Here is a 26,030-nt window from a genome sequence, read left to right as displayed (position 1 = left end):
GTGCCGCTGGCACCGGCAGTTCACGACAGTTGCACCACCTGCACGCCGGGCAGCGATGGCGATGGCGCCGCAAACTCTTCCTTGTCAAAGGCCTTGTCGCCGTCTTCGCTGGCGATGCCGGTGGCCTTGGCGTTCTTGAAGTCGTACAGGCTGCCGTCCAGCAGGTGCGAGGGCACCACGTTCTGCAGGGCGTTGAACATGTTCTCCACGCGGCCGGGGAAGCGCTTTTCCCATTCGCGCAGCATCTCGCCCACCTGCTTGCGCTGCAGGTTCTCCTGGCTGCCGCACAGGTTGCACGGGATGATGGGGAAGTTGCGGTGCGCGGCCCAGCGGGCGGTGTCTTTCTCGGCGACGTAGGCCAGCGGGCGGATCACCACATGCTTGCCATCGTCGCTGACCAGCTTGGGGGGCATGCTCTTCATCTTGCCGCCAAAGAACATGTTGAGCAGCAGCGTCTGCAGGATGTCGTCGCGGTGGTGGCCCAGCGCGATCTTGGTGCAGCCCAGCTCATCGGCCACGCGGTACAGRATGCCSCGGCGCAGSCGGCTGCACAGGCYGCAGGTGGTCTTGCCCTCGGGGATCAGCTTCTTGACGATGCTGTAGGTGTCCTSGTTCTCGATGTGGAAGGGCACGCCGGTGCTGGCCAGGTACTCGGGCAGCACATGCTCAGGAAACCCCGGCTGCTTCTGGTCCAGGTTCACGGCCACCAGGTCAAAGTGAATGGGCGCGCGGGCCTTGAGCTTGAGCAGGATGTCGAGCAGCGCATAGCTGTCCTTGCCGCCGGACATGCACACCATCACCTTGTCGCCTTCTTCAATCATGTTGAAGTCGACGATGGCCTTGCCGACTTCGCGGCACAGGCGCTTTTCCAGCTTGTGGGTTTCACGCTCGATCTTCATGCGGGCGGCGCCGCTGGCGGCTGCCTCTGCAGGCTCGTCGGCCCAGCCGACGGGGGCGGAGAGGGCGGGGTTGGTGGTCGGGGCTTCGTTCACTACGGTGCTCATGGGGTCACCACTGTCCTGTCTCGACGCGAATGGCCACTTCGCAGTCGTCAAAAATTTCGAGTTTGGCAATCTTCACGCGCACGCCCAGCACGCCGGGCAGTTGCATCAGGCGGTTGGCCAGCTTGCCGATCAGGCTCTCCAGCAGGTTCACATGCTCGGCCGTGCACTCGTCGATGATGATCTGGCGCACACGCCGGTAGTCCAGCACATGGCCAATGTCGTCGTCGCGCGGGGCCAGCGGCTGCACGCCCAGGCTCAGTTCGGCATCGACCTGGATGGGTTGCGGGTCGGTCTTTTCGTGGTCGAGGATGCCCAGGTTGGCATCGAAGCGCAAACCGGTGAGCGTCAGGATCTGCGTGCCAGTCATCTGGGAAGGGGTCTGTGTCATGGTGGGGGCTCGTTGTGTGCGCAAGCGCTGGGCTCACATCAACGAGAAATCGCGGTCAAACTTCATCAGGTGCTGGCCGCCATCGACCAGCAGCGTGGTGCCGGTGATGGAACGGTTCTCCAGCGCAAATTTCACCGTGGCGGCCAYGTCCTCGGCGGTGGAAGAGCGGCCCAGGGGGCTGAGGGAATGCAGCTGGGCGAACTTTTCGTCGCTCAGCATATGGCTGGTCAATGTGAGGCCGGGTGCCACGCCCACCACACGCACGCGCGGCGCCAGGGCCAGCGCCAGCATGGTGCCGGCGGCTTCCAGCGCGGCCTTGGAGAGCGTGTAGCTCATGAAGTCGGGGTTCTGGTTCCAGAGCTTCTGGTCCAGCAGGTTGACCACGGCGCCCTGCGCGTCGGCCTCACCCGCCGCCACCCGGTCGGCCAAATGCTGGTGCAGGGCCTGGGCCAGCAGCACGGGGGCCGCGGTGTTGCTGCGCAGGTGCTTTTCGAGCGCGGCAAAGCCAAAGGTCTCTACGTTGTCGTGCTCGAACAGGGAGGCGCTGTTGACCACCGCGTCAACGCTGCCAAAGTGCGCCACCACGCGGGGCAGCAGGCCGCGCACGGCGGCTTCGTCATCAAAATCGGCCTCAAAATGGGCGCTTGCGCTAGTCAATCTTGCACATTCAGCTACTGTATTGATAGCATCTTGCGCTGACGAGCGGTAGTGCACCGCCACCTGCCAGCCGCCGGCAGCCAGGGCCAGCGCAATGCTGCGACCCAGGCGCTTGGCGGCACCGGTCACCAGCACGGTGCGGGGGCGGTGGGGAAGGGGAGGGATGGACATGTGGGGGACAATGCGGGCCGTGACCCAAAGACCCGACAGTTTAACGACCGCCCTGCACCAGCACATCACCCAGGCCATTGCCGCCGAGGGTGGATGGCTGGGTTTTGATCGCTTCATGGCCTTGGCCTTGTACACGCCCGGCCTGGGCTACTACGCCAACGATTCCACCAAATTCGGTGCCATGCCGGAGTCGGGCAGCGACTTCGTGACCGCGCCCGAGATGACCCCACTGTTCGGCCAGACCCTGGCCGTGCAGGTGGGCGAGGCGCTGGCCCAAACCGGCACCGACGAGGTCTGGGAGTTCGGCGCGGGCTCGGGCGCGCTGGCGCTGCAGTTGCTGGATACGCTGGGCGACCAGGTGCAGCGCTACACCATCGTCGATCTGTCGGGCAGCCTGCGCGCGCGCCAGCAGGCCAAACTGGTGGCGCATGCCCACAAGCTGCGCTGGGTGGATGCCTTGCCTGAAAAATTCAGCGGCGTGGTGGTGGGCAACGAGGTGCTCGATGCCATGCCCGTGCAACTGCTCGCCCGCCACGGCGGCCAGCAGGGCGGTGTGTGGCATGAGCGCGGAGTGGCGGTAGCTCAGGACGGCAGTTTTGCCTGGGCCGACCGCCCCACCGACCTGCGCCCGCCCATCGACATCGAAGGCCCGCAGGATTACCTGACCGAGATCCACGCCCAGGGCGAAGGCTTCATGCGCATGCTGGCCGACCGGCTCACGCGCGGCGCCGCCTTCTTGCTGGACTATGGGTTTGGCGAAGACGAGTACTACCACCCCCAGCGCCACATGGGCACCGTGATGTGCCACCAGGGCCACCTGGCCGATGGCGACCCGCTGGTGGCGGTGGGGCTCAAGGACATCACTGCCCACGTCAACTTCACCGCCATGGCGCTGGCCGCGCAGGAGGCGGGCCTGAACGTGCTGGGCTACACCACGCAGGCGCATTTCCTCATCAACTGTGGGTTGCTCCCCAAAATGGAGCTGCTACCACAAGCGGGACGGGCGACAGCGGCCAAATTGATCATGGAACACGAGATGGGCGAGCTGTTCAAGGTGCTGGCCGTGGGGGCAGGCGAGCCCTGGGAACCCGTGGGGTTTGCGCACGGGGACCGGTCGCACCGGTTGTGATCCAGGTATTCGTGTGCTTCGAGAAAGATAGCTGCAGGCGCTTGGTGGGCAAGCGCTAGAGCCGAATTTGGCTTGAAGTTTCCTTGGCTTCGACCGGTTCAGCCTGAACGGTCGGAGATCTTGTGGGAGCTCCCCGCCACCAGCGTCATCCCATCGCTGCGGTCCTTGAGTCCCACCCCCGTGAGCCCCAGTTGCCGCGCCTCCTGGCACAGCCACCACAGGCGCGCAGCGGCGGCGGCGGGGGGCAGGCCTTCCGGCCGCACGTTGGAGATGCAGTTGCGCTGCGCATCGTTGCGCCCCACCTGCGGGTGCCAGGTCAGGTAGATGCCCAGGCTGTCGGGCGAGCTGAGGCCCGGCCGCTCGCCGATCAGCACCGCCACCAGGCGCGCGCCCAGCAGTGCGCCCACCTCGTCACCCAGCGCCACGCGGGCCTGTTGGGCAATCACCACGGGGCCCAGCTGCCAGCCTGCGGGCGCCTGTTGGCAAATCGCGTCGATGAGCGGTGGCGCCTGCCGCGCCACGGCCAGGGATGAGAGGCCGTCGGCCACCACCAGCAGCAGGTCCACGGGGCGGCCGCCGTTGTGCTGATCGCCCAGTGAGCGCAGCGCCTGCGCATCGGTATCGCACAGCCGCCGGCCCAGGTCGGGGCGCAGCAGGTAGGTGGCACGGTCGGGGGCGGCGCTGTGCACGGGGAGCGTTGCGCAGCCCTGGGCCTGCAGCTGGGTGGCCAGCGCTTCGGCGTCCAGGGGGATGTGCACGGCATCGCGCGCCTGCGCATGGGCCAGGCCAAAACGCAGCAGCTCGGCCGTGGGCAGGGCTGCGCCCGCACGCCCCAGGGCCAGGCGTGCCTGGGTGTGGGCGCGCAGGTCGTCCCAGGGGTCGGGAGGGATGCCGTGTGGCGCTGGTTCGTGTGTCATGCGCCCAGCCTCCATTGCCGCATTTGTGCCAGCGCCGGGTGTTGATCGTGGGCAGGCAGCAGGCGTCCGCCTGCATCGGTGACGTGCATGCGCTGCAGCCACGCGCCAAACTCGGGTGCGCACTGCAGGCCCAGCACCTCGCGCAGATACAGCGCGTCGTGGAACGAAGTGCTCTGGTAGTTGAGCATGATGTCGTCCGCCCCTGGCACGCCCATGATGAAGGTCAGGCCCGCCGTGCCCAGCAGCGTCATCAGCGTGTCCATGTCGTCCGAATCGGCCTCGGCGTGGTTGGTGTAGCAAACATCGCAGCCCAGCGGCACTCCCAGCAGCTTGCCGCAGAAGTGGTCTTCCAGGCCCGCGCGGATGATCTGCTTGCCGTCGTACAGGTACTCGGGCCCGATGAAACCGACCACCGTGTTGGTCAGCAGCGGCGCAAACGCGCGGGCCACGCCATAGGCCCGCGCCTCGCAGGTCTGCTGGTCCACCCCGTGGTGCGCGTTGGCCGACAGGGCGCTGCCCTGGCCGGTTTCAAAGTACATCACGTTGTCGCCCACGCCATCGCCAAAGTTTTTTCCGCGCCGCAGGGACAGTGCCGCCTCGCGCGCTTCTTGGAGCAGCGCCAGCGAAATGCCAAAGCTCGCGTTGGCCGCCTCCGTGCCCGCAATCGACTGGAACACCAGGTCCACCGGCGCGCCTTGCTCCACCATCTGGATGGTGTTGGTCACATGCGTGAGCACACACGACTGCGTAGGGATCTGCAGCCGCTCGATCACGTCGCCCAGCATGTGCACCAGCCCGGTGAGCGCTGCGATGCTGTCGGTGGCGGGGTTCACGCCAATCACCGCGTCGCCCGCGCCATACAGCAGGCCGTCGATCATCGACGCCGCAATGCCGCGCAGGTCGTCCGTGGGGTGGTTGGGCTGCAGCCGCACGGCCAAGTGGCCCGGCAGGCCGATGGTGTTGCGAAACCGCGTGACCACGCGGCATTTGCGCGCCACGGCGATCAAGTCCTGGTTGCGCATGAGCTTGCTCACGGCGGCCGCCATCTCGGGCGTGATGCCGGGTGCCACGGCGGCGAGCAGGGCGCTGTCGGTGCTGTGGGCCAGCAGCCAGTTGCGGAAGTCCCCCACGGTGAGATGGGCGAGGGGCGCGAACGCGGCGGCGTTGTGGGTGTCGAGGATGAGGCGCGTGACCTCGTCGCTTTCGTAGGGGATGAGCGCCTCGCTCAGAAAGCGCGTCAGGGGGATGTCGGCCAGGCACAGGCGCGCGGCCATGCGCTCCACAGCCGATGTGGCTGCCACGCCTGCCAGGGCGTCGCCCGAGCGCAGCGGCGTGGCCTTGGCCATCACCTCGCGCAGGTCGCTGAACTGCCAGCGCTCGCCGCCAATGGTGTGCTGGTAGGCCATGGTGTGCTCTGCCCCTTCTGAATTGATCAGGCCACCACGATGTGGCAGCCTGCTGCCTGCAGGGCCGAGAAGGCGGGCAGGGCGCGGGCACCCGCGTCGGTGACCAGCGTGCCCACGTCGGACAGGCTGGCATAGGTCACGCGGCTGGCTTGCCCCACCTTGCTGTGGTCGGCCAGCAGGAGCAGCTCTTTGGCCTGCGCGGCCATGGCGCGGGCCACGGCGGCCTCGTGGTGTTCAAAGCTGGTGGCGCCGCTGTGCACGCTGATGCCCACGGGCGAGAGCAGGGCCACATCGGCGCGGTAGCGGTGGATTTCGGCCACGGTGGTGTCGCCGTGCGTGGCCTGCACGGCAGGGTCGGTGCGGCCTCCGAGCAGGATCACGTCGTTGCGCGCACTGCGCCCGGCGTCGGCCGCAGCGAGCTTGAGCGCCACGTTCAGCCCGTTGGTAATGATGGTCAGGCCCGACAGGCTGGACAACGCTTCGGCCAGCAGGGTTGTGGTGCTGCCCGCGTCAATGAACAGCGTTTGCCCCGGCTGCAGCAGCTGCAGGGCGGCGCGGGCGATGGCGCGCTTTTCGCGCGCACGCACCGCCTGGCGCACGGCCAGCGGGGGTTCGGGCTCTGGCCCCTGGGCCACCACGCCCCCGTGCACGCGCCGCAGAATGCCCTGCGACTCCAACGCGAGGATGTCGCGGCGCACGGTTTCGCGGGACACGTCCAGGTCTTGCGCAATGCGCTCCGTGCTCACCCGCGAGAGCGTGGACAGCAGGGTGCGGATGCGGAGGAAACGTTCTTCTTGCAGCATGGTGGCGATGTTAGGCGGGCTTGGAACCAGGTTTTCGGCGCTGCGTGCCAAAGTGCAGCAGCAACGCCAGCGACCCCACCACCGCCATGATGCAGGTAGAGAACGCTGCGGCCTGCGAGGTCAGCCCTGCTTCATCCAGCCGCATCACCGTCACCGCCCCCATGGGCAGCGAGGGCGTGATGAGGAAGATCACCGCCGACAGCGTGACCATGGACCGCATGAACAGAAACGCCAGCACCGCCAGCAGCGTAGGCAGCAGCGCGGGCAGGTACACATCGCGCAGCACGCGGGCGGTGCTGCCGCCCAGCACGGTGGTGGCGTCTTCCAGCGTGGTGGGCACGTTGCGCATGCCGGTCATCATGGTCATAAAGCCCTGCGTGTGGTAGTGGTAGTAGTTGCACAGCGCCAGCAAAATGGCCGTGCCATACAGCATGCCCCAGGGCCAGGTGGCGGTGTTGAAGGTGAACACATAGGCCAGCCCCAGCACCAGCCCGGGCACGCCCACCGGCAAGGCCGATAGCGCTGTGGCCGCCTGCGCCAGCCGCCCCGGCAGGCGGCGTATGCCAAAGCACAGCACAAACAGCATCGCTGTGCCCACGCTGGCGGCCAGGGCCGACACCCAGACGGAGGTCCACAGCGGCGCATAGCCCCCTGCAATGGTGATGTCGTAGTGCTTGAGTGTGAGGTCCAGCCGGTAGGGCCACAGCCGAATGAAGCTGGCCACCACCACCGTGAGCACGAGGGCCACGATGCTGCCCGCAATGCCCATGCAGGCGATGAAAAACGCGGTGTCGCGCCCCGGGCTGCGTGCGGGTGTGGGCGGCAGGGCCGATTCGGCACCTGCCCCGGCACGCTGTGCGGCCATGCGTTCGATGAACACCGATAACGCGGCGGGCGCCAGCAGCAGCATGCCCACCACCGCGCCCATGCCAAATTTCATCTGCCCGCTGACCTGGTTGTAGATCTCGGTGGCCAGCACGGCAAAATTGCCGCCAATGACCACGGCGTTGCCAAAGTCGGTGATGGTGATGGTGAACACCACAAACCCCGCGCTCAGAAGTCCGTAGCGGGCCTGCGGCAGCGTGATGTCGCAAAACTGTCGCCACGGGGTGGCGCCCAACACTTCGGCGGCGTCGTACTGCCGGGCATCGCCCTGGCGCAGCGCGGTGCGCACGATGAGCACGGCCTGCGGCAGTGCGTAGAGCACGTCTGCAATCAACAGGCCCCAAAAACCATAGATCTCGGGCCGCACGCCCAGCATCTTGCCCACGATGCCGTTGCGCCCCAGCAGGAAGATCAGGCCCAGCCCCAGCACCAGCGAGGGCGCCAGCATGGGCAGGGCCAGCGCCCCGGCCACAAAGCGGCGGCCCGGCATGCAGGTGCGCTCCAGGCCAAACGCCACCACAAAGGCGAGTACCAGCGTGACGGCCGTGGTCACCGCGCCCAGCAGCAGGCTGTTGGCCAGGGCACGCCACACGCCGGGGGTGTCGAGCAGCGCGGCGTAGTTGCCCCAGCCGATGCCGCCCGTGTCCTGCACCAGGCTGCGCCAGGCAATGGCCAGCATGGGCACGCCAAAGAACAGCACCAGCGCGGCCAGCGGCAGCAGCAGGCAGGCGCGCAGCAGCCAGCGCTCGCTGGCATGCATGGGCGGCAGGTGGAGGGCTGCGGTGGTGTTCATGCGTGCACCCAGGCGCAGTCCTGCGCGCTCACCGAGATGTCCACGTTCTGGCCAGCCTCCCAGTTGCTGGCGCTGCTGGATTCGGCCAGCAGGTCCAGGTCGTTCCAGCGCAGCTGCACCCGCTGGATGCTGCCCAGGAAGGTGGTGCCGGTGACGCGGCCCGCACCCTGTGCGCTGGCTTGCAGCTGCAGGCGTTCGGGGCGGATGCACAGCATGGCGGACTCGGGCTCCATGCCTTCGGGGGCACCGCCCAGGGCGGGCTGCAGCAGCCGGGCCTGGGCGGGCGGCAGCAGGTTGCTGTGCCCCATGAAGTTGGCCACGAAGCGGGTGCGCGGTGCCAGGTACAGCTCGCGCGGCGAGCCCGCCTGTGCAATGCGCCCGCCCTGCATGCAGACGATGCGGTCGGCCATGGCCAGGGCTTCTTCCTGGTCGTGCGTGACCATGATGGTGGGAATGCCCAGGCGGCGCTGCACCTCGCGCAGCTCATGGCGCAGGTCGGCGCGCACGCGCGCATCCAGCGCCGACAGGGGCTCGTCGAGCAGCAGCAGCGAAGGGTTCACCGCCAGTGCCCGTGCAATGGCCACACGCTGCTGCTGGCCGCCCGACAACTGCGCCGGGTAGCGCCCGCCAAAGTCAGCCAGCTTCACCATGTCCAGCAGCTCGGCCGTGCGCGCCTGCACCACGTCGGGCGGTGTGCGGCGGATGGCCAGGCCGTAGCCCACGTTCTGCGCCACCGTCATGTGCGGGAACAGCGAGTACGACTGGAACACGATGCCAAAGCCCCGGTCGCGCGCAGGCAGCGTGGCCAGGTCGCGGCCGCCCAGGGTGATGCGGCCGCCATCGGCAGGCAGCAGCCCCGCGATGATGCGCAGCAGCGTGGTCTTGCCGCAGCCGCTGGGGCCGAGCAGGCACACGAACTCCGAGGCGCCCACGGCGAGGTGGATGCGTTCGAGCGCGACCTGGCCGTCAAAGCTCTTGTGCAGGTCGGTGATCTGCAGGGACATGGTGTGTGGTCCTCGGGGAGTGCGGTTCAGTGCAGCGGTTCAGCGGCCGATGGTCTTTTGCCAGGCGCCCAGGATCGCGTCGCGTTCCTTGGCGGACTTGGCAAAGTCCATGGGGTAGAGCACCTTGGAGAGGTCGGCGGGCAGGCCTGCCGCTGCAGCCGCCTTGGATTGCGGCACGCCGGGCACGGTGACGATTTCCTTGTACTTGGTGTAGAGCTGCGCCGCACCGGGCGACAGCGTCCAGTCGAGGAAGCGCTTGGCGTCGGCCTTGTTCTTGGAGCTGGCCATCAGGCCCGAGGCTTCCAGCTCATAGCCCGCGCCGTCAGTGGGGATCACCATCTTGACCGGGTAGCCCTCGTCCACCGACTGCATGGCCGCAAACGCCAGCGAGGTGCCAATCGCAAACTCACCCGCCCGCGCCGCCTTGCAGGGGCGGGAGCCCGACTTGATGTACTGCGCCACGTTGCCGTCCATGGCCTTGATGAGCTTCCAGCCCTCGTCGTTGCCGCGCGACTGGATCAGCGCGGCAATCTGCAGGTAGCCCGTGCCCGAGGACACCGGGTTGGGCATGACCACCTCGCCCTTGTAGACGGGGTTGGTGAGGTCCTTCCACGACGTGGGCATGGGCAGCTTCTTGGCCTTGAGCACCTCGGTGTTCACGCAGAACGCGGCCATGTAGCCGGTGGTGGTGAACCATTTGCCATCGGCGGCCTTGTCCTTGGCAGCCAGCTTGTCGCTGCCCTTGGGGCTGTAGGGCTCCAGCAGGGCGGTGATGCGCGGGTCCAGCGTGTTGGTCAGCGCCCAGCCCCAGATCACATCGTGCTGCGGGTTGGCGGCTTCGGCCAGGATGCGTGCACCCAGGTCGCCGGTGGACAGGCGCAGCACCTTCACATCCACATCGGGCAGGTCTTTCTTGGCCGCAGCTAGGTATTCCTTGATCTCGTCTTCTTCGAGCGCGGTGTAGGCCGTGACGGTGCCCGCCTGGGCGGTGGTCAGCCCGCAGGCCAAGGCGCCCAACACGGGCAGCAGGCGCAGGGCGGCAAAGAGGGAGGAGCGAGTGCGCATGAATTTCTCCAGAACGGTGTGTTGCCAAAAAACAGTGCGGGGTCGCCGCAGGCCAGGGAATTTGTTCACCAAATTTGTGCGTTTTATTGCACTTGTGCAAATTATTGTTTTTGCACGAAAATACACAAGCACTAAATATGCCAACCAGTTCATGCCGAGCGGTAGGCCCTTCCCCATTGCCCAACCACTGCCCGCACCTCTTTCCTTGCACATTCCCATGAACACTTTGCCAACCCCCGTTTCCCCCTTCCTGGACCTGGCGCACGCCCTGGCCGATGCGGCCCGCGTCCACTCGCTGCGGTACTTCCGCACCCCGCTGGATGTGCTGACCAAAGCGGACGAGAGCCCGGTCACCATTGCCGACCGCGAGGCCGAGGCTGCGATGCGCGCGGTTCTGAGGGCGCAGGCACCCACGCACGGCATCCTGGGCGAGGAGCATGGCCGCGAGCGGCTGGACGCCGAGTACGTGTGGGTGATCGATCCCATCGACGGCACCAAGAGCTTCATCACCGGATCGCCGCTGTGGGGCACGCTCGTTGCACTGCTGCACCAGGGGCGGCCCGTGCTGGGGCTCATGGATTTGCCGGTGCTGGGTGAGCGCTGGACGGGGCTGGCAGGCCAGCTGACGCAGTGCAATGGCCAGCCCGTGCGGGCCAGCCGGTGCGAGCAACTGGCGCAGGCCCGCATCTACACCACCTCTCCGGACGCCTTTGGTGCGGCCGACTGGCAGCGTTTTGACGCGCTGAGCCGCCAGTGCGCGCTGCGCCGGTTTGGCGGCGACTGCTATGCCTATGCCCAGCTGGCGGGGGGGCACGTGGACCTGGTGGTGGAGGCAGGGCTGCAGCCGTACGATTACCTCTCGCTGGTCTGCCTGGTCGAGGGCGCGGGCGGGCGCATTACCGACTGGCAGGGCCGCGCGCTCACGGCGGCATCAGATGGGCGGGTGGTAGCCGCTGCCACGCCGCATTTGCATGCCCAGGCGCTGGCCCAACTGGCCGAAACCGCCATCGCCTAGTCGAATGCGGTGGCGCCTACACTGGGCGCACCATGTTCCGCTGGCTCCTCGTCATTCTCCTGGCCCTAATGTTCATCAGCTGGCTGTCGCCGCTGCTGCGCCGCATGGGTTTTGGGCGGTTGCCCGGGGACTTCCGGTTTCGCTGGCTGGGGCGCGATTGGGATGTGCCACTGGCGTCCACGCTGCTGCTGAGCTTTGTGGTCAGCCTGATCACCAAGCTGTTGTAGGGCCGCCATCCCCGCGGCCGCTGCGCCTGCTAGCCCGCCGTCTGCAGCGCGTCCAGAAACGCCTTGCGCCACCAGTGCACATCGTGCTCCCTGATGCGCGCCATGAGCTTCTGGTGGCGCGCCTGCCGTTCGGCCAGCGGCATCTGCAGGGCCTGCTGGATGCTGTCGGCCATGCCCTGGGGGTCGTAGGGGTTCACCAGCAGCGCTTCTTTCAACTGTTCTGCTGCACCTGCAAACCGTGACAGCACCAGCACGCCGGGGTTGTCCGGGTCTTGCGCCACCACGTATTCCTTGGCCACCAGGTTCATGCCATCGCGCAGTGGCGTGACCAGGCCCACGGCAGCGGCGCGGCACAGGCCCGGCACACGTTTGCGCGCCACCATGCGGTGGATGTAGCGCACCGGCATCCAGTCCAGTTCGCCGTAGTCGCCATTGACCGAGCCGCACAGGCCCTCCAGTTCCTGGCGCAGGTCGGCATAGGCGTGTACGTCGTCGCGGCTGGGTGAGGCGATCATGATCATCGTCGCACTGTCGCGGTTTTCGGGGTAACGATCCAGCAGCTCTCGGAATGCGCGCACGCGGTGTGGGATGCCCTTGGAGTAGTCGAGCCGGTCAATGCCCAGCAGCAGGCGCCTGCGCGAATACTCGTCGCGCATGTTCTCGTAGGTCTCCATCGCGTCGGGGGCGTGTGTGAGGCGGGTGAATTCGTCCACGTCGATGCCGATGGGAAACGACTGCACCACTACGGTAGCCCCAAACGCGCGCACGCGCTTTTCGTCCACCTCTTCGGCGCTGCCCTCATTGCGAACATAGCGCGTGAAATGCGACACGTCGGCCTCGCTCTGCAGGCCCACCAGGTCGTAGGCGAACAAAGAGCGCATCAGCCACTCGTGCTGCGGAATGGCCGCCATGATGAGCGGCGGCGGCATGGGAATGTGCAGAAAGAACCCGATGCGCTGCTTGCAGCCCATAGCACGCAGCTCTGCGGCGAGGGGAATGAGGTGGTAGTCGTGCACCCAAATCACATCGTCGTCGCGCAGCAGGGGCAGCAGCTTGCGCGCAAACATCTGGTTCACACGCCGGTAGCCGGTGATGTAGCGGGCGTTGAAGTCGGCCAGGTCCAGCCGGTAATGGAACACCGGCCACAGCACGCTGTTGCTGTAGCCSWGGTAGTAGCTGTCATGGTCYTCGCGGCMSAGGTCCACGGTGGCCAGCGTGACGGCGCCGGCCTGGCGGGTGTGCAGTTCGCTCTCGCCGGGTGTGCCGTCTTCGACCACGGTGCCGCTCCAGCCAAACCAGAGTCCTCCGGTCTGGTTCAGGGCTTCACCCAGGGCCACAGCAAGGCCACCGGCGGCGGGCTTGCGCGGATCGGCAAGACGGTTGGAGATGACGACAAGACGGCTCATGGGGGCAATCATCCGTGCTGACCGCCCCCGGCCGGTGTCGGACAGCGCCTCAAATCACGCTGTCCCAGGGCGCTGACAGGCGCACGGCGGCGTTGATCACACCCACCATCGAATAGGTCTGCGGGAAGTTGCCCCACATCTCGCGGGTTTCGGGGTGGGTGTCCTCCGACAGCAGGCCCAGCGGGTTGCGTGCGGCCAGCATGGTCTCAAAGATGGCCCGTGCCTCGGCCTTGCGGCCAATGCGCGCCAGCGCGTCGATGCGCCAGAAGGTGCAGATGTTGAAGGCSGTYTCGGGCTTGCCRAAGTCGTCGGCCGCCTCGTAGCGGCGCATGTAGGGCCCATCGCACAGACTCTTTTCCATGGCCTCCACGGTGCTCACAAAGCGTAGGTCCTTGGGGTCGATCAGGCCCACCTCGGCCATCAGCAGCACGCTGGCATCCAGCTCATGCCCGCCAAAACTCTCGGCAAACGCCTGGCGTTCTTCGCACCACGACTTGTCGAGGATCTCGGCGCGCATGCGGTCGGCATGTTGCTGCCAGTGGCTGGCACGGTCGGCCAGCTGCAGCGTGGCGGCGATCTTGGCSAGCCGGTCGCARGCGGCCCAGCTCATSAGYGCGGASSWGGTGTGCACSCGGGCGCGSGTGCGCAGCTCCCACATGCCSGCATCGGGCTGGCCGTACACGCGCACGGCGTTGTCGCCCACCTGTTCCAGCCGCTTGAATTCGGCCAGGCCCGCGCGGTGCAGCAGGCGGTGGTCATGAAAGGCCTGGGCCGCGCCCAGCACGATGTTGCCGTACACGTCGTGCTGAAAATGCTCGGCCGCCTGGTTGCCCACGCGCACCGGGCCCATGCCCCGGTAGCCCGCCAGCTGGGGCACAAAGCTTTCGGGCAGGTCTTTCTCCAGCCCGATGCCATACAGCGGCTGGATGTGGCCGTCGCCGCCTTCGACCACCACATTGCTCAGCCAGCGCAGGTAGTCCTCCATGGTGCCCACCTCGGAGATGCTGTTGAGAGCGCGCACCACAAAAAAAGCATCGCGCAGCCAGCAGTAGCGGTAGTCCCAGTTGCGGCCGCTGTGGGCCGACTCAGGGATGCTGGTGGTCATGGCGGCCACGATGGCACCGGTTTCTTCGTACAGCGACAGCTTGAGCGTGATGGCCGCACGGATCACCGCGTCCTGCCATTCCAGTGGAATAGCCAGGGCGCGGCTCCAGCTGCGCCAGTAGGCCGTGGTCTCCYGTTCAAAGCGGCGGGCCGTGTCGGCAATACCGTCCACCAGCGTCTCGTCGGCGCCCAGCAGAAAGTTGTGTTCGCGCGTGAGCACAAACGCCTGGCCCGACAGCACATGCGACACCGGCGCATCGGTGGACAGGCGCAGCGTCATGCGCTCGCCCACGTAGCGGATGTGGTTGCTGCCGCGCGTGATCTCGGGGGTGGTCTGGCCCCAGTCGTAGCGCACCTTGAGCGCCAAACGGATGCGCGGCGACCCCTGGATGGGGCGCACCCGGCGTACCAGCGTCATGGGCCGGAAGTAGCGTGACCGGCTGTAAAATCGCGGCGCAAAATCGGTGATCTCGATGCCGTGGCCCGCCTTGTCGAACAACTGCGTGCGCAGGATGGCGGTGTTCGGCTCGTACCACTGGTGGGCCGATGCTAGGTCTTCCAGCTCGATCGCAAAGTGGCTGCCCTCATCCCCGGGCTGCAGCAGGGCGTTGAACACCGGGTCGCCATCAAAGCGCGGCAGGCAGCACCACACCATGCGGGCGTGGTCGTCGATCAGTGCGCTGATGGCGCAGTTGCCGATCATCCCGAGGTTGAGCGAGCCCGTCTGGGGGTCTGTGGCGGCTGTGTTCATCGTTCGCGCTCCAGCGTTGTGCGTGCAGACGACAACCAGCCCCGCAGTGCGGCCGATGTCATGCAGCGGTGTTGTGCCATGGTGGGCCCTTCGCCCACCTTGATGCCCCAGCCGCCGAGCGTCTGCACAGCGGCAAAGCCGGCCTCGTCGGTGACGTCATCGCCCACAAAGACCGGCGTGCGGCCCACAAAGGGTGGTTGTGTCATGAAGTCGACGATGGCCTGGCCTTTGTGAACGCCACGGGGTTTCACTTCAAAGACGCATTTGCCACGCAGCAGTTCCACACCTTCCACCTCGCGCATGGCCCGCACCAGCGTGTCGTGGCACAGGGATTCGAGGTGGGGCGCCTGGCGGTAGTGCAGGGCCACGCTCACACGCTTGGTCTCCACCAGCAGGCCAGGGTGCCGTGCTGCAAGGTCTTGGGCGGCCTGTAACACGGGCTCCAGGGCGGGTGGCTCGGTGGCGGGAACGGAAGTCTCGCCCAGGCGGTATTGGGCCCCATGTTCGCTCGCCAGCGGCAGGTGCAGCGGTGCCAGAAATCCGTCGATGTCCGCCTCGGGCCTGCCAGTCACGATGGCCAGCGCGCCACCCAGCTGGGTATGCAGCGATGACAGCGTCGGAATCAGCCCCGACGCGATGCGCACCGCCTCGGGGCGCGGTGCCAGCTCGGTGAGCGTGCCATCGAAGTCGAGAAAAAGCGCATGGGCAGTTGTCAGTGTGGGGAGCAGCTGCATGCACGAAACCATAGCAGACGCTGCAATGCAGATATGGCGACCAGGGGGATTCTGGGCTGGTAAACGCGCGCAAGGTTTGCGACCTCTTGAAACGGAGAGCCAGTGCCGCAATGTGTTCAGAGATCCCAATGCCCCCGCCACGCCATGACCGAAGCCCTGCACATCGTCTGCCCCCATTGCCACACCACCAACCGCGTGCAGAGCGCCGACCTGGGCAGCGCGCCCGACTGTGGCCAATGCCATCAGCCCCTGTTTGCTGGGGCGCCGCTGGAGCTGGATGCCACCAGCTTTGACAAGCATGTGGCGCGCAGCCACATCCCGGTGCTGGTGGATTTTTGGGCCCCGTGGTGCGGTCCCTGCCGCCAGATGGCGCCCGCCTTTGCGCAGGCTGCCCGTGAGCTGGAACCCCGCGTGCGCCTGGCCAAGCTCAACACCGAAGACCAGCAGGCCATTGCGGCGCGCTATGCCATCCGCAGCATTCCGACCATGATCCTGTTCCAGCAAGGGCGTGAGGTGGCGCGCATTTCGGGCGCGCTGGGGGCGGCGGACATCGTGCGCTGGGTGCGTACCGTGGTGGGGTGATTGGGAACGACTTGGCAGGTTTTGAAGCGTTTTGGGCCGCAAGCGCTAGTTGAATATGCCTTGAAAGCTATCGAAATAGTAGCTATTGATCCCGCGCAGACGGGTTCTTCAACGAATCCCAAGCGCCCGGTCCAGCGACACGTTGCCGGCACCGCGCCCCACCAGGTACAGCATCAGCCCCGCCCATGACAGGTGGGTGGGCCAGGCGTCCGGGTAGACAAACAGCTGAATCGTCAGCGTCATGCCCAGCAGCGCCAGGGCCGACAGGCGTGTGAACAGGCCAAGCACCAGCAGCACCGGAAACAGGTGCTCGGCCACCGTGGCCATCTGCGCCGCCAGTTCGGGTGGTAGCAAAGGCAGCTTGTATTCGTCGCGGAACAGCGCGTAGGCGCTGTCGGAGATAGTGAACCAGCCCTCGACCTTGGTGCGTGCCGACATCCAGAAGATGCCAGCAATGGACACCCGGTTGACCAGCGCCAGCAGACTGTGCGGAGTGAGCCAAGTGGCGGTATCGGCCAGGCGCGCCAAGAGCAAGCGTGGGCCTTTGGCAGGTGCCGTGGGGAAGTGTGTGCTGGTGGTCATGAATGGCTCCTCAGCCTGTGCGTGAATCGGTAGGTATCAAAGCGCCTGCGTCCAGCAAGGTGCTGATCAGGGCGGCGAAGTCGGCGGCGGGTTCGGCATTCAGGGCCGAAGTGGCGGCGGCTTCCAGCGTGTGGCCCTCGGCGCAGGCGTCCAAAAAAGCCATGCCTGCCCGCGACAAGGGGTGCCACACCACTTCGGCATGGGGCCGGGTCAGCAAGGCGCCGTCGCCCGTCCAATCCAGCGGCTCCGTGGGGGCCCGGCCGTCACGGTGGCTGTGCCACAGCGCATAGGCGGGAAAGTCTTCGCACCAGGCCCAGCGCGCGGCGGGGTGCGGCTGCAGTGATGCGTGGGGCACGGTGTCAGGGGCCTGCTGTGCCAGCCAGCGGCGGTCCACGGCGGTGGCGTCTGCCGCCAGATGGCATGCCGTCCAGCAGCGGTCCAGGTGCGCCACGGCGCTCAGGTAGGGCAGCTCGGTGGCCGGTGCAAAACCGGCCAGAAAGTTGTCAAACCCGGCGCCATAGTCCACCAGCAGGCCATCACGCGGCGGCTGCGCGCGGGCAAACACCGCCGCAGCGGCGCGGAACCAGTCTTCGCCCACCAGCTGGCACACCGTGGGGTAATTGGCCTGCAGCGCATCGATGCAGCCCTTGAGCACGGTGTTGCGGTACACGGCAAAACCGGGCTGAGCTTCCAATGCGGACAGCCATGGTGCATCTGCAGCATGGCCGAGCAGCGCGGCAGAGAAGCCATCCTGAAAGGTGCTCAGCGGCATGCAACCTCCCGGGGCTGTGCATGGGCGAGCGCGCGGTGGGCCTGCTCCCGCTCGGCCAGCAGTTCATTGAAGGTAGGCAACTGGTCGTCGCGTTCGATCAGGGTGGGCACGGGGCCGGTGCGCGCCATCACCTGCTCGTACAGCGCCCATACCGCTGGCGCGATGGGCGCATCGTGGCTATCGATCAGCAGAGCATTGCCATGCACCGGGTCGGCATGGTGGCCTGCCAGGTGGATCTCTGCCACGGCGTGCAGAGGGAAGGCGTCGAGGTAAGCCTGCGCGCTAAATCCCAGGTTGTTGGCGCTGATGTACACGTTGTTCACGTCCAGCAGCAGGGTGCAACCAGTGCGCAGCACCAGCTCGGCCAGAAAATCGGTTTCCGCCCAGTCGTGGCCGTCGATGTGCAGGTAATGCGTGGGGTTCTCGATGGCAATGGGGCGTTGCAGCACGTCCTGCGTGCGGGCGATGTTGCCGGCGATGCGGTGCAGTGCCGCGTGCGTGCGTGGAAACGGCAGCAGGTCGGGCAAGTACTGCCCGCGCCAGGTGGACCAGGCCAGGTGCTCTGAAATGATGGCGGGCTCCACGCGCCTTGCGAGGGCGGCCAGGCGCGCCAGGTAGGCCTCATCGGGCGGCGCATCGGCCGCGAGCGACAGTGACACGCCATGCAGTGCCACTGGGTGGCGCGAGCGGATGGCTTCGAGCCAGGCCAGGCGCGGGCCGCCGTCGGCCAGGTAGTTCTCGGGGTGCACCTCCCACCACAGGCCGGGGGCAGTGCATCGCAGCGCCTCGTCGTAGTGCTGGGGCTTGAGACCCAGGCCGGCGGTGAGAGGGGATGCCATGGTCAGCTCTTCATGGGCGTCAGCATGCCCATGCCCTTGGGCGTCTTGATGGTGGTGCAGGTGCCTGCGGGCACAAACTTCCAGGCGTTGCCCTGGTAGTCCATCTTGGACGTGCCCGCGCAGGTGGTGCCGGGACCTGCGGCGCAGTCGTTCTTGCCAGCCATCGAGACGCCGTAGCACTTCTCCATGGCAGGCTTGGCGCCGTCCATGGGGGCGGCGTTGGTTTGGGCCATGGCGGCGCCAGAGGTCAGGGCAACAAGTGCGAGGGCGCCGAGGCTGAGGGTGCGAGTGGTCATGGTACGGTTCTCCGAGGGTTGGATAAAGGTTGAATCCGACCGGGTGGCGGCACTGAGGTCGCATTGAGTGGCCCGATCTGCGTTGTAATTCGGGCTGTGCAGCAGGCGGGTTACAGCACTGCTCAAAAAATCGTGGCGGCGTTGCGCAAATATTTTTTGTGTTGCGTGTAACCCATTGGCCCCGGCATACGAATTCCTTGCAGGGAGACACCATGGAGATAGTGGAAGAGCGCCTGCGCGGCTTGCTGATGCAGGGGCTGGATGCCGATGCAGCCGCTTACCAGCGTTTTTTGAAGGAGCTGAGCGCCCACCTGCGCGCCTTCCTGCGCCACCGCCTGGCGCAGCGGCCCGATGAGGTGGAAGACCTGGTGCAGGAGACGCTGCTGGCCGTGCACAACCAGCGCCACACCTACCGGCCCGAGATGCCGGTGACGGCCTGGGCGCACGCGATTGCGCGCTACAAGCTCATCGACTGGCTGCGCTCGCATGCCGTGAAGGAGGGTCGCAACGACCCGCTGGACGATGCCGACGAGTTGTTTGCCACCAGCGACAGCGAGGCCGCGGAAGCCCGGCGGGACCTGGGGCAACTGTTGCRCACGTTGCCAGACAAGCAGCGGCTGCCCATTGAGTATGTGAAGCTGGAAGGGTTGTCGGTGGTCGAGACGGCGCGCCTCACGGGGTTGTCGGAGTCGGCCGTCAAAGTCGGCGTGCACCGGGGGCTCAAGGCCCTGGCCGCCAAGATCAGGGGAATGGCATGAAAACCGATGAATTGATCCACCTGCTGGCCACCGATGACCGGCCGGTGCAGCCCGCCGCTATTGAGCGACGGTTTGCTGTCGCCAGCGCTGTGGGCATTGCCGGTGCCGGGGTGCTGATGCTGGCCCTGTTCGGTCTGCGCCCTGACCTGCTGGCGACCATGGCGTTGCCCATGTTCTGGGGCAAGCTGGTGTTTGCGGCCGCCCTGGCAGCCGCTGGCCTGGCGCTGCTGCGCCGCATGGCCCGCCCGGGCATGCCGCTGGGCCTCGCAGCCCTGTGGCTGGCGGTGCCGCCGCTGGTGCTGTGGGCCATGGCCCTGGGGGCTCTGTGGCAGGTGCCGGCGACGGAGCGTGTGCCGCTGATTCTGGGCAGCACCTGGCGGACTTGTCCCTTCAATATCGCCTTGCTGTCGGTCCCGGCGTTCGTTGGAGGCTTCTGGGCGCTCAAGGGCGCTGCGCCCACGCGGCTGGCGTGGGCAGGAGCGGGCGCTGGCTTGCTGGCAGGCGCGCTGGGGGCGCTGGTGTATGCCCTGCATTGCCCCGAGATGGCCACCCCGTTTTTGGCGGTGTGGTATCTGGCGGGCATGGCCATACCGACTGCTTTGGGGGCTGTGCTGGGGCCGCGTCTGCTGCGCTGGTAGCGCTGGTGGGGGAATGGAGCTTCAGGCGCTGACACGCTTGTTGTACGCGCGGAACACTGTGTCCAGCGTCCAGCCCAGCGATTCGTAGAGCTTTTGCGCCCTGGTGTTGGTGTGGGCCGTGGTCAGGTCCATGCGCACCTTGCCATGGGCGCGGGCCGTCGCTTCTGCCGCCAGCAGCAAGCTGCGCCCGGCCCCTGTCTTGCGCGCTGCGGGCGCCACGAACAGGTCGTAGAGCGTGTAGATGGGCGCTGCCTCCACCGAGCAGAACGTGGGGTAGAGCTGGCAAAAGCCCACCGCTGCCTGTGCCCCATCCATCGCAAGCAAGATCACGGACTCCTCGCGCTCCAACCGCTCTGCAATGAAGGCCCGCGCTCCGGCCAGGTCTGGTGCCTGCTCGTAGAACTGCCGGTAGGCGTCAAACAGCGGCGCGATGGTGTCGGCGTCTGCCGGAGTGGCGGGGCGGATGTGCACAGAGGTCATGGAGGCGTCGTGATCGCAAAAAAGCCAAAAGACGCACCCTTTCCAGAGTGCGAGCGGACGCGGATTGTAGGGAGGGTTGGACCGATCTTGGCGACGCAGCGCACGCGGTCAGGTGGTAGCGCCGTGCGCCTAGGTGTGCAGCCACTGCGCCACGGCTTCGACCCGTGCCTGGTGGATCAGCGCACCCACCTGCGGGCCGCTTTGGCCCCTGGCGGCGGCCTGGGCCGCAATCTCGCGCGTGACGACCGATTGGACGGCGGCCAGCACGGCCAGCAGGCGGGGGCGCTGCGGATACGCGGCCTCTTCAAACCCCAGCCGCCCGCGCGCATCGCACTCGCAGGCCAACAGCACCTCGGCAAACCGCTCGGGCTTGCGGATGGCGTCGCAGCGCTCCAGCAGGCGCACCAGGGCAGCGGCAGACAGGTCGACGCTGCGGTGGATGTGCCCGTGTTCGCGCGCCACCACCTCGGCGGTCTCGCGGCAGTCCACGGGCACGCGCAGGCGCTCGGCCACGTCTTTCAGCAGCTCGGCACTGCGTTCCTCGTGCCCGATGTGGCGCGGCAGTACATCGGCGGCCGTGGTGCCCTTGCCCAGGTCGTGCGCCAGGCAGGCAAAACGCACGGTGAGTGGCGCCTGCAGCCGCGCAGCCATGTCCAGCACCATCATCAGGTGCACGCCGGTGTCCACCTCGGGGTGGTACTCGGCCCGCTGGGGCACGCCCCACAGGCACGCCACCTCGGGCAGCAGCACGGCCAGTGCGCCACACCCGCGCAGCACCTCGAACATGCGCGAGGGTTGTGCTTCCATCAGCCCGCGCGCCAGCTCTTGCCACACGCGCTCTGCCACCAGGTGGTCCACCTCGCCATGCGCGACCATCTCGCGCATCAGCTGCATCGTCTCGGGCGCCACCGTGAAGTCGGTGAAGCGCGCAGCAAACCGCGCCACGCGAAGGATGCGTACCGGGTCTTCGCGGAAGGCATCGGTCACATGGCGCAGCACGYGCGCACGGAGGTCTTTTTCGCCGTGGTAGGGGTCAAAAAGGCGGGTGGCGCCGGATTCATCTGTGCTGGATGCTATTGAGTTGATAGTGAGGTCGCGGCGCGAGAGGTCTTCCTCCAGCGTCACATCGGGCGAGCTTTGCACCACAAAGCCCCGGTAGCCGCGCCCGCTCTTGCGCTCGGTGCGGGCCAGCGCGTATTCCTCGCGKGTYTSSGGRTGCARRAASACSGGRAAGTCGCGCCCCACGGGCAGGTAGCCKYGCGCCRSCATYTSCTCRGGCGTSGCGCCCACCACCACCCAGTCGTGGTCATTCACCGGTCGGCCCAGCAGCTTGTCGCGGACGGCGCCGCCCACCATGTAGATTTGCATCGGCGTAGTTTAGGACGAGGGTCGTATAGTCCCGCCACCATGTCCCTATCGTCCGACCTCACCATTGCCCAGCTCAACCCCGACGGCAGCGTGCCCGTGCCCCAGGCGCCTGACRCCGCCGCCAATGCGGCCGCCGAGGCACTGCAGCGCGAGGCGCAGTTCGAGGCCCTGAAGGCCCAGGTGGAGGCGCTGCAGGAGATCCTGGCCAAGCCGCTCAACGACATCCTGGCTGAACACGACAAGTTCAAGGAGGTGGCGGCCGCATGGGATTCCTTCGGCGCGATGTGGATGCTGTCGCAACGCGCCATGCGCCGCGTGGCGATGGACCTTGCAGCCACCCAGGGCGTGAGCGAGGAAGAGGTGGTGGTCCGCGCCATGGCCTACGCGAACCAGGTGCTCAACACCGAGGACGAAGATCTGGGCGGCACCATCGCCCCAGCCCAGCTGGCGCACATCGCGCGGCACAAGGCGTTTTTGCGCAAGCAGTTCCGGTAACGGGGCTGCACGGCCCCGCCGGGTCAGTGGAACACGGGGCGGAAAAAACTCCGCTCGTAGCTCACGATGCACCCCGTCTCTTCGGCATAGCGGAAAGCCGCCTGGCACTCCGCGTCTTGCATCGACTGCTGGCGGTACACCTCGTAGGCGGCGAGGCTCTCGAACGTGAACAGCGCCAGCGCAATGTTGTTGGCGCCCTCGCTGGGCATAAAGTAGCCGTGGTGCTGGCCGCCGAATTTCTCGACCAGCGGAATCCACAGTTTTCCGTAGTGCTCAAACTCTTTCAGCTTGCTGGTGTTGAGCACATAGCGCAGGTAGATGGTGACGGCCATGGTGGTGCTCAGCCTTCGGTATGGCGCAGGCGGTAGGGCTCTTCGAAGTCCAGAAAGTCCTTTTCGGCCCGTGCCTCGTCGATCCAGGCCTGCACGCCGGGCAGGGCGCGCACGCGATCCACATAGGCCCGGATGGTCGCAGGCACGGGCAGGGCGTAGGTATGCAGGCGCATGCAGACGGGGGCAAAGTAGGCGTCGGCCACGGTGAATTCACCAAACAGCAGCGGACCGCCGTGCTCTTGCAGCAGCGCACTCCACATCTCCACCAGGCGCTGCACGTCGGCGCGCACGCCGGCCTGGTCGCGCCAGATCAGGGCGCCGGTGTCGGCAAGGTTTGCTTCGATGTTCATGGGGCAGTGGCTGCGCAGGGCGGTGAAACCGCTGTGCATCTCGGCGCAGACGCTGCGGGCGCGTGCGCGGGCCTTGGCGTCGGTGGGCCAGAGCTTTTTGTCGGAGTGGGTTTCAGCCACGTACTCCGCAATCGCCAGGGTGTCCCACACCACCAGGTCGCCGTCCACCAGCACGGGCACTTTGGCCGTGGGACTCACGGCCCCGATGGTGCGCTTGAATTCCGACTGCGCGTCAAAGCTGTCAAAGCGCACGCGCACTTCTTCAAAGACGATGCCCGCCTGCTTGAGCAGCACCCAGGGGCGCATGGACCAGGACGAGTAGTTCTTGTTGCCGATGTAGAGCTTGAGCATGTTGGGCACCTGAGATGAAGAGGTCAGCCCGCCATGCTAGCGGCTGCCGGGCGCGTCAGCGATGCCAAAAACTGGCCTGAATGATGCGCTGCCGGCATCACAGGCCATCGTGCAGGTCTGCCTGGCCGGGGATCAGATGGGCCAGACCACGCCGTTGTCGTTCAGGATGGCGTCGAGTGGCAGGTCGAACTCCTCGGGCTCAAAGTCGTCCAGGTAGCCATGGGTGAAGCCCAGGCCCACTGTGAACGGCTTGGGCTGCAGCGYCGCCAGCGTGCGGTCGTARAAGCCGCCGCCRTAGCCCAGCCGGTAGCCACCCGGYGCGTAGCCCACGCAGGGCACRAACAGCAGCGTGGGCACGATSASCTCGGTGTCCTTGGGCTTGGGRATGCCRTAGGCGTCYTCTTCCATSKGGCAGCCSGGGTACCAGGCRTGGAAGGTSAGSGTCTTGTGSWSCTTGTTSAYCACCGGCARGCCGATGCGGCGGCGCAGGGGTTCGTCCAGCAGCTCGCCGTCTTCCTTCCAGCGGTGCAGGGCGGGCAGGGGGTCGAACTCGCCCTTGATGGGCCAGTAGGCGCCGATCACCGTATCCGGCCGGTTCACCAGCCAGATGCGCATCACCTGCTGTAACAGGTCGGCCCGCTGTAGGCGGTCGGGCAGGTTGAGGCGTTCTTCTATCAATGTGCGCCGAAGGGCTGCTTTGTCCATCAGATAATTCCCCCATGCAATTTCTCAGAGCGATTCTGACACCCCTTGTGGCCGCCACCCTGCTGGCCGCCACCGCGCCCCTTGTCATGGCGCAAAACCGTGGTGACGATACCCTGCTGGAGATGCAGCAGGCGTTCCGCAAGGGCGACCGCAACAAGCTCGCGCAGCTGCTGCCTGCGGCACGCGGCCATGCGCTCGAGCCCTGGGCCGCCTACTGGGAGCTGCGCGTGCGTCTGGGCGAGGCCTCGTCACAGGAGATTCAGGCCTTCATGCAGCGCTACSCCGGCACCTACCARGAAGACCGSCTGCGCAACGACTGGCTGCTGCTGCTGGGCCAGCGSCGCGACTGGGGCCAGTTTGCCGACCAACACCCCAGCTACCGCATGTCGGACGACCGCGAAGTGCGCTGCTACGCGCTGCTGATCGACCAGATCAAGGGCACGGCACCGGCCACCGTGGCCGAGGACGTGCGCAGCAACTGGTATGCGATCCGCGACGCCGACGATGGCTGCACCCACGCCGCGCGCGAGCTGTATGGCTACAAGAAGCTCTCGGCCCTGGACGTGTGGCGCAAGGCCCGCCTGGGCGTGGAGGCCAACCGCCCCCGCGTGGTGCGCTCGGCGGTCGAGATCGTTTCGCCCGAATCGCTGCCGCAGCTCAAGGATGTGCTCGATGCGCCCAGCAAATACCTGCTCTCGCGCGCCACGGCGGCCGGCAAGGCCCGGCAAGAGTTGGTGCTGCTCGCCCTGTTGAAGCTGGCCACCAGCGACCCGGACGGCGCGGCCTACCAGCTGGAGAACAAATGGGGCGTGCACCTCTCGGCCGAAGAGCGCAACTGGGCCTGGGGCGTGATCGGCAAGACCGCTGCGCAGAAACTGGCCAGCAACGCCCACGGCTACTTCGCCAACGTGACCAAGGACAGCGACCTCAGCGACGACCTGCTGGGCTGGAAGGTGCGTGCCGCCTTGCGCGCCGGCCAGTGGAAGGCCGTGGGCAAGGCGGTGGATGCCATGGGCCCTGAAGGCCGCCAGGACAGCACCTGGGTGTACTGGAAGGCGCGCTCGCTGCTGGCGGGCCGCGTGAGCGATGCCGAACGCGCCGAAGCCCGGCAACTGCTCGAAGGCATTGCCGGAACGCGCGGCTTCTATGAGCAGCTGGCGCTCGAAGAGCTGGGCCAACGCATCACCACGCCCCCCGCTCCCGCGCCCCTCACCGCCGAAGAAAAGGCTGCCGCCCGCGCCAACCCGGGGCTCAACCGCGCCCTGTACGCCATCCTGCTTGGTCTGCGCAGCGAAGGCGTGCGCGAGTGGAACTACACCACCAACCTGCACSASARSGGCGGCATGSMCGACCGCGMRCTGCTGGCCGCSGCCGACTTCGCCTGCCAGCGCGAGGTSTGGGACCGCTGCATCAACACCAGCGAACGCACCAAGGGCGTGGTGGACGTCACGCAGCGCTTTCCCATGCCGTTTCGCAGCACCGTGGTGGAGCGTGCCCAAGGCATCGGCATCGACCCGGCCTAYGTSTACGGCCTGATCCGCCAGGAAAGCCGTTTTGTGATGGATGCCCGCTCGCATGTCGGTGCCTCGGGCCTCATGCAGGTGATGCCCGCCACMGCSCGCTGGACGGCCAAGAAGATTGGCCTCACCAACTTCACGCCCGACCAGATCACCGACCGCGACACCAACATCACCATCGGCACGGCCTACCTCAAGCTGGCGCTGGACGACTTCGCGGGCTCCATGCCCATGGCCGCGGCCGCCTACAACGCGGGCCCTGGMCGTCCACGCAGYTGGCGCAACGGCCCGGTGCTGGACGCCGCSATCTGGGCCGAGAACGTGCCCTTYGSCGARACGCGCGACTACGTGAAGAAGGTGCTCTCCAACACCACCAACTACGCAGCCATCCTCACCGGCCTGCCCCAGTCGCTCAAAAGCCGCCTGGGCACCATTGGCCCCCGCGACGCGAACTTGCCCGAGGTGAACAAGGACTTGCCCTGAGGCCCTGTTGCTCGCCATGCGGG

The 26,030-nt window shown here is 66.8% G+C and carries 29 protein-coding genes; 8 read left to right on the top strand and 21 right to left on the bottom strand.

Annotation, left to right across the window (positions count from 1 at the left end; all coding sequences use genetic code 11):
• Positions 1-20: 20 nt before the first annotated feature.
• From ttcA to AC04MI_RS02995, 3 genes are read right to left on the bottom strand one after another with little or no spacing between them, the layout of a single operon-like run.
• A complete protein-coding gene (gene ttcA / locus AC04MI_RS03005; protein WP_476497040.1) occupies positions 21-1,004 on the bottom strand; it encodes a tRNA 2-thiocytidine(32) synthetase TtcA in 984 nt (327 codons plus the stop codon).
• A gap of 4 nt (positions 1,005-1,008) precedes the next feature.
• Complete coding sequence (locus AC04MI_RS03000) at positions 1,009-1,392, bottom strand: dihydroneopterin aldolase (RefSeq protein WP_192420890.1); 384 nt, start codon at positions 1,390-1,392, stop codon at positions 1,009-1,011.
• Between the two features lie 33 nt (positions 1,393-1,425).
• Positions 1,426-2,220 (bottom strand): SDR family oxidoreductase, encoded by a 795-nt coding sequence (locus AC04MI_RS02995; RefSeq protein ID WP_476497038.1) that lies wholly within the window; start codon positions 2,218-2,220, stop codon positions 1,426-1,428.
• Positions 2,221-2,230: 10 nt separating this feature from the next.
• Between AC04MI_RS02995 and AC04MI_RS02990 the strand changes: the two genes are divergently transcribed.
• Positions 2,231-3,349 carry a class I SAM-dependent methyltransferase gene (locus tag AC04MI_RS02990; RefSeq protein WP_436078478.1) on the top strand — a complete coding sequence of 373 codons (1,119 nt, stop codon included), beginning with the start codon at positions 2,231-2,233 and terminating at the stop codon, positions 3,347-3,349.
• A gap of 98 nt (positions 3,350-3,447) precedes the next feature.
• Here the strand turns inward: AC04MI_RS02990 and eutC are convergent, their stop codons facing one another.
• From eutC to AC04MI_RS02960, 6 genes are read right to left on the bottom strand one after another with little or no spacing between them, the layout of a single operon-like run.
• A complete protein-coding gene (eutC, locus tag AC04MI_RS02985) occupies positions 3,448-4,266 on the bottom strand; it encodes an ethanolamine ammonia-lyase subunit EutC (protein WP_121943913.1) in 819 nt (272 codons plus the stop codon).
• Positions 4,263-5,672 carry an ethanolamine ammonia-lyase subunit EutB gene (locus AC04MI_RS02980; RefSeq protein WP_436078332.1) on the bottom strand — a complete coding sequence of 470 codons (1,410 nt, stop codon included), beginning with the start codon at positions 5,670-5,672 and terminating at the stop codon, positions 4,263-4,265. The genes eutC and AC04MI_RS02980 overlap by 4 nt, the downstream gene beginning before the upstream one ends.
• Before the next feature lie 26 nt (positions 5,673-5,698).
• On the bottom strand, positions 5,699-6,475 hold the full coding sequence (locus AC04MI_RS02975; RefSeq protein WP_436078333.1) for a DeoR/GlpR family DNA-binding transcription regulator: 777 nt from the start codon (positions 6,473-6,475) through the stop codon (positions 5,699-5,701).
• Positions 6,476-6,485: 10 nt separating this feature from the next.
• Entirely contained in the window at positions 6,486-8,153 is a 1,668-nt protein-coding gene (locus tag AC04MI_RS02970) for an ABC transporter permease subunit (protein ID WP_436078334.1), read from the bottom strand.
• Positions 8,150-9,157: an ABC transporter ATP-binding protein gene (locus AC04MI_RS02965; protein ID WP_436078335.1), complete on the bottom strand. Its 1,008-nt coding sequence runs from the start codon at positions 9,155-9,157 to the stop codon at positions 8,150-8,152. Before AC04MI_RS02965 ends, AC04MI_RS02970 begins: the two co-directional genes overlap by 4 nt.
• A gap of 39 nt (positions 9,158-9,196) precedes the next feature.
• Positions 9,197-10,222 (bottom strand): ABC transporter substrate-binding protein, encoded by a 1,026-nt coding sequence (locus tag AC04MI_RS02960; RefSeq protein ID WP_436078336.1) that lies wholly within the window; start codon positions 10,220-10,222, stop codon positions 9,197-9,199.
• A gap of 217 nt (positions 10,223-10,439) precedes the next feature.
• On the opposite strand from AC04MI_RS02960, the gene hisN reads away from it, so the two are divergent.
• Together hisN and AC04MI_RS02950 are read left to right on the top strand one after the other, a co-directional pair.
• Positions 10,440-11,237, top strand: a complete 798-nt coding sequence (hisN, locus tag AC04MI_RS02955; protein WP_146870067.1) for a histidinol-phosphatase — start codon at positions 10,440-10,442, stop codon at positions 11,235-11,237.
• Positions 11,238-11,269: 32 nt separating this feature from the next.
• Entirely contained in the window at positions 11,270-11,464 is a 195-nt protein-coding gene (locus AC04MI_RS02950) for a DUF2905 domain-containing protein (RefSeq protein ID WP_056745516.1), read from the top strand.
• A 29-nt stretch (positions 11,465-11,493) separates the two neighbouring features.
• Here the strand turns inward: AC04MI_RS02950 and otsA are convergent, their stop codons facing one another.
• From otsA to otsB, 3 genes are read right to left on the bottom strand one after another with little or no spacing between them, the layout of a single operon-like run.
• The gene (otsA, locus tag AC04MI_RS02945; RefSeq protein WP_476497033.1) at positions 11,494-12,870 is read right to left on the bottom strand and encodes an alpha,alpha-trehalose-phosphate synthase (UDP-forming); all 1,377 of its coding nucleotides are present in this window, start codon (positions 12,868-12,870) and stop codon (positions 11,494-11,496) included.
• A gap of 49 nt (positions 12,871-12,919) precedes the next feature.
• Positions 12,920-14,725, bottom strand: a complete 1,806-nt coding sequence (locus AC04MI_RS02940; RefSeq protein ID WP_476497032.1) for a glycoside hydrolase family 15 protein — start codon at positions 14,723-14,725, stop codon at positions 12,920-12,922.
• Complete coding sequence (gene otsB, locus AC04MI_RS02935; protein WP_056059553.1) at positions 14,722-15,459, bottom strand: trehalose-phosphatase; 738 nt, start codon at positions 15,457-15,459, stop codon at positions 14,722-14,724. Before otsB ends, AC04MI_RS02940 begins: the two co-directional genes overlap by 4 nt.
• A 144-nt stretch (positions 15,460-15,603) precedes the next feature.
• Between otsB and trxC the strand changes: the two genes are divergently transcribed.
• Positions 15,604-16,041 (top strand): thioredoxin TrxC, encoded by a 438-nt coding sequence (gene trxC, locus AC04MI_RS02930; protein ID WP_436078339.1) that lies wholly within the window; start codon positions 15,604-15,606, stop codon positions 16,039-16,041.
• A gap of 108 nt (positions 16,042-16,149) precedes the next feature.
• Here the strand turns inward: trxC and AC04MI_RS02925 are convergent, their stop codons facing one another.
• Genes AC04MI_RS02925 through AC04MI_RS02910 form a run of 4 tightly spaced genes read right to left on the bottom strand, consistent with a single transcriptional unit; the run spans position 16,150 to position 18,530 of the window.
• Entirely contained in the window at positions 16,150-16,623 is a 474-nt protein-coding gene (locus AC04MI_RS02925) for a DoxX family protein (protein WP_436078340.1), read from the bottom strand.
• A 10-nt stretch (positions 16,624-16,633) separates the two neighbouring features.
• Positions 16,634-17,395 carry an HvfC/BufC family peptide modification chaperone gene (locus AC04MI_RS02920; protein WP_436078341.1) on the bottom strand — a complete coding sequence of 254 codons (762 nt, stop codon included), beginning with the start codon at positions 17,393-17,395 and terminating at the stop codon, positions 16,634-16,636.
• On the bottom strand, positions 17,386-18,234 hold the full coding sequence (gene bufB, locus AC04MI_RS02915; protein ID WP_436078342.1) for an MNIO family bufferin maturase: 849 nt from the start codon (positions 18,232-18,234) through the stop codon (positions 17,386-17,388). Before bufB ends, AC04MI_RS02920 begins: the two co-directional genes overlap by 10 nt.
• Positions 18,235-18,236: 2 nt before the next feature.
• On the bottom strand, positions 18,237-18,530 hold the full coding sequence (locus tag AC04MI_RS02910) for a BufA1 family periplasmic bufferin-type metallophore (RefSeq protein ID WP_056059544.1): 294 nt from the start codon (positions 18,528-18,530) through the stop codon (positions 18,237-18,239).
• A 212-nt stretch (positions 18,531-18,742) separates the two neighbouring features.
• Between AC04MI_RS02910 and AC04MI_RS02905 the strand changes: the two genes are divergently transcribed.
• Positions 18,743-19,288 (top strand): sigma-70 family RNA polymerase sigma factor, encoded by a 546-nt coding sequence (locus AC04MI_RS02905; RefSeq protein WP_476497029.1) that lies wholly within the window; start codon positions 18,743-18,745, stop codon positions 19,286-19,288.
• Positions 19,285-19,926, top strand: a complete 642-nt coding sequence (locus tag AC04MI_RS02900) for a DUF1109 domain-containing protein (RefSeq protein ID WP_121941886.1) — start codon at positions 19,285-19,287, stop codon at positions 19,924-19,926. The genes AC04MI_RS02905 and AC04MI_RS02900 overlap by 4 nt, the downstream gene beginning before the upstream one ends.
• A gap of 21 nt (positions 19,927-19,947) precedes the next feature.
• Here the strand turns inward: AC04MI_RS02900 and AC04MI_RS02895 are convergent, their stop codons facing one another.
• Positions 19,948-20,406 carry a GNAT family N-acetyltransferase gene (locus AC04MI_RS02895; RefSeq protein WP_436078344.1) on the bottom strand — a complete coding sequence of 153 codons (459 nt, stop codon included), beginning with the start codon at positions 20,404-20,406 and terminating at the stop codon, positions 19,948-19,950.
• A 129-nt stretch (positions 20,407-20,535) separates the two neighbouring features.
• A complete protein-coding gene (locus AC04MI_RS02890; protein WP_476497027.1) occupies positions 20,536-21,774 on the bottom strand; it encodes a multifunctional CCA addition/repair protein in 1,239 nt (412 codons plus the stop codon).
• Positions 21,775-21,813: 39 nt separating this feature from the next.
• Between AC04MI_RS02890 and AC04MI_RS02885 the strand changes: the two genes are divergently transcribed.
• Complete coding sequence (locus AC04MI_RS02885; protein ID WP_476497025.1) at positions 21,814-22,269, top strand: hypothetical protein; 456 nt, start codon at positions 21,814-21,816, stop codon at positions 22,267-22,269.
• 23 nt (positions 22,270-22,292) lie between these two features.
• On the opposite strand, the gene AC04MI_RS02880 is transcribed toward AC04MI_RS02885, so the two are convergent.
• From AC04MI_RS02880 to AC04MI_RS02870, 3 genes are all read right to left on the bottom strand, one after another.
• Positions 22,293-22,601: an NIPSNAP family protein gene (locus AC04MI_RS02880; RefSeq protein WP_056059532.1), complete on the bottom strand. Its 309-nt coding sequence runs from the start codon at positions 22,599-22,601 to the stop codon at positions 22,293-22,295.
• 8 nt (positions 22,602-22,609) lie between these two features.
• Positions 22,610-23,302 (bottom strand): glutathione S-transferase family protein, encoded by a 693-nt coding sequence (locus tag AC04MI_RS02875; RefSeq protein WP_436078347.1) that lies wholly within the window; start codon positions 23,300-23,302, stop codon positions 22,610-22,612.
• A 132-nt stretch (positions 23,303-23,434) separates the two neighbouring features.
• Positions 23,435-24,007 carry a 5-formyltetrahydrofolate cyclo-ligase gene (locus tag AC04MI_RS02870; RefSeq protein WP_476497024.1) on the bottom strand — a complete coding sequence of 191 codons (573 nt, stop codon included), beginning with the start codon at positions 24,005-24,007 and terminating at the stop codon, positions 23,435-23,437.
• Between the two features lie 14 nt (positions 24,008-24,021).
• Between AC04MI_RS02870 and AC04MI_RS02865 the strand changes: the two genes are divergently transcribed.
• A complete protein-coding gene (locus tag AC04MI_RS02865) occupies positions 24,022-26,007 on the top strand; it encodes a lytic transglycosylase domain-containing protein (RefSeq protein ID WP_476497023.1) in 1,986 nt (661 codons plus the stop codon).
• The last annotated feature ends 23 nt before the right edge of the window (positions 26,008-26,030 follow it).

This window comes from Acidovorax sp. LjRoot204 (assembly GCF_056175785.1).
This window is presented reverse-complemented; position numbering and strand designations above follow the sequence as displayed.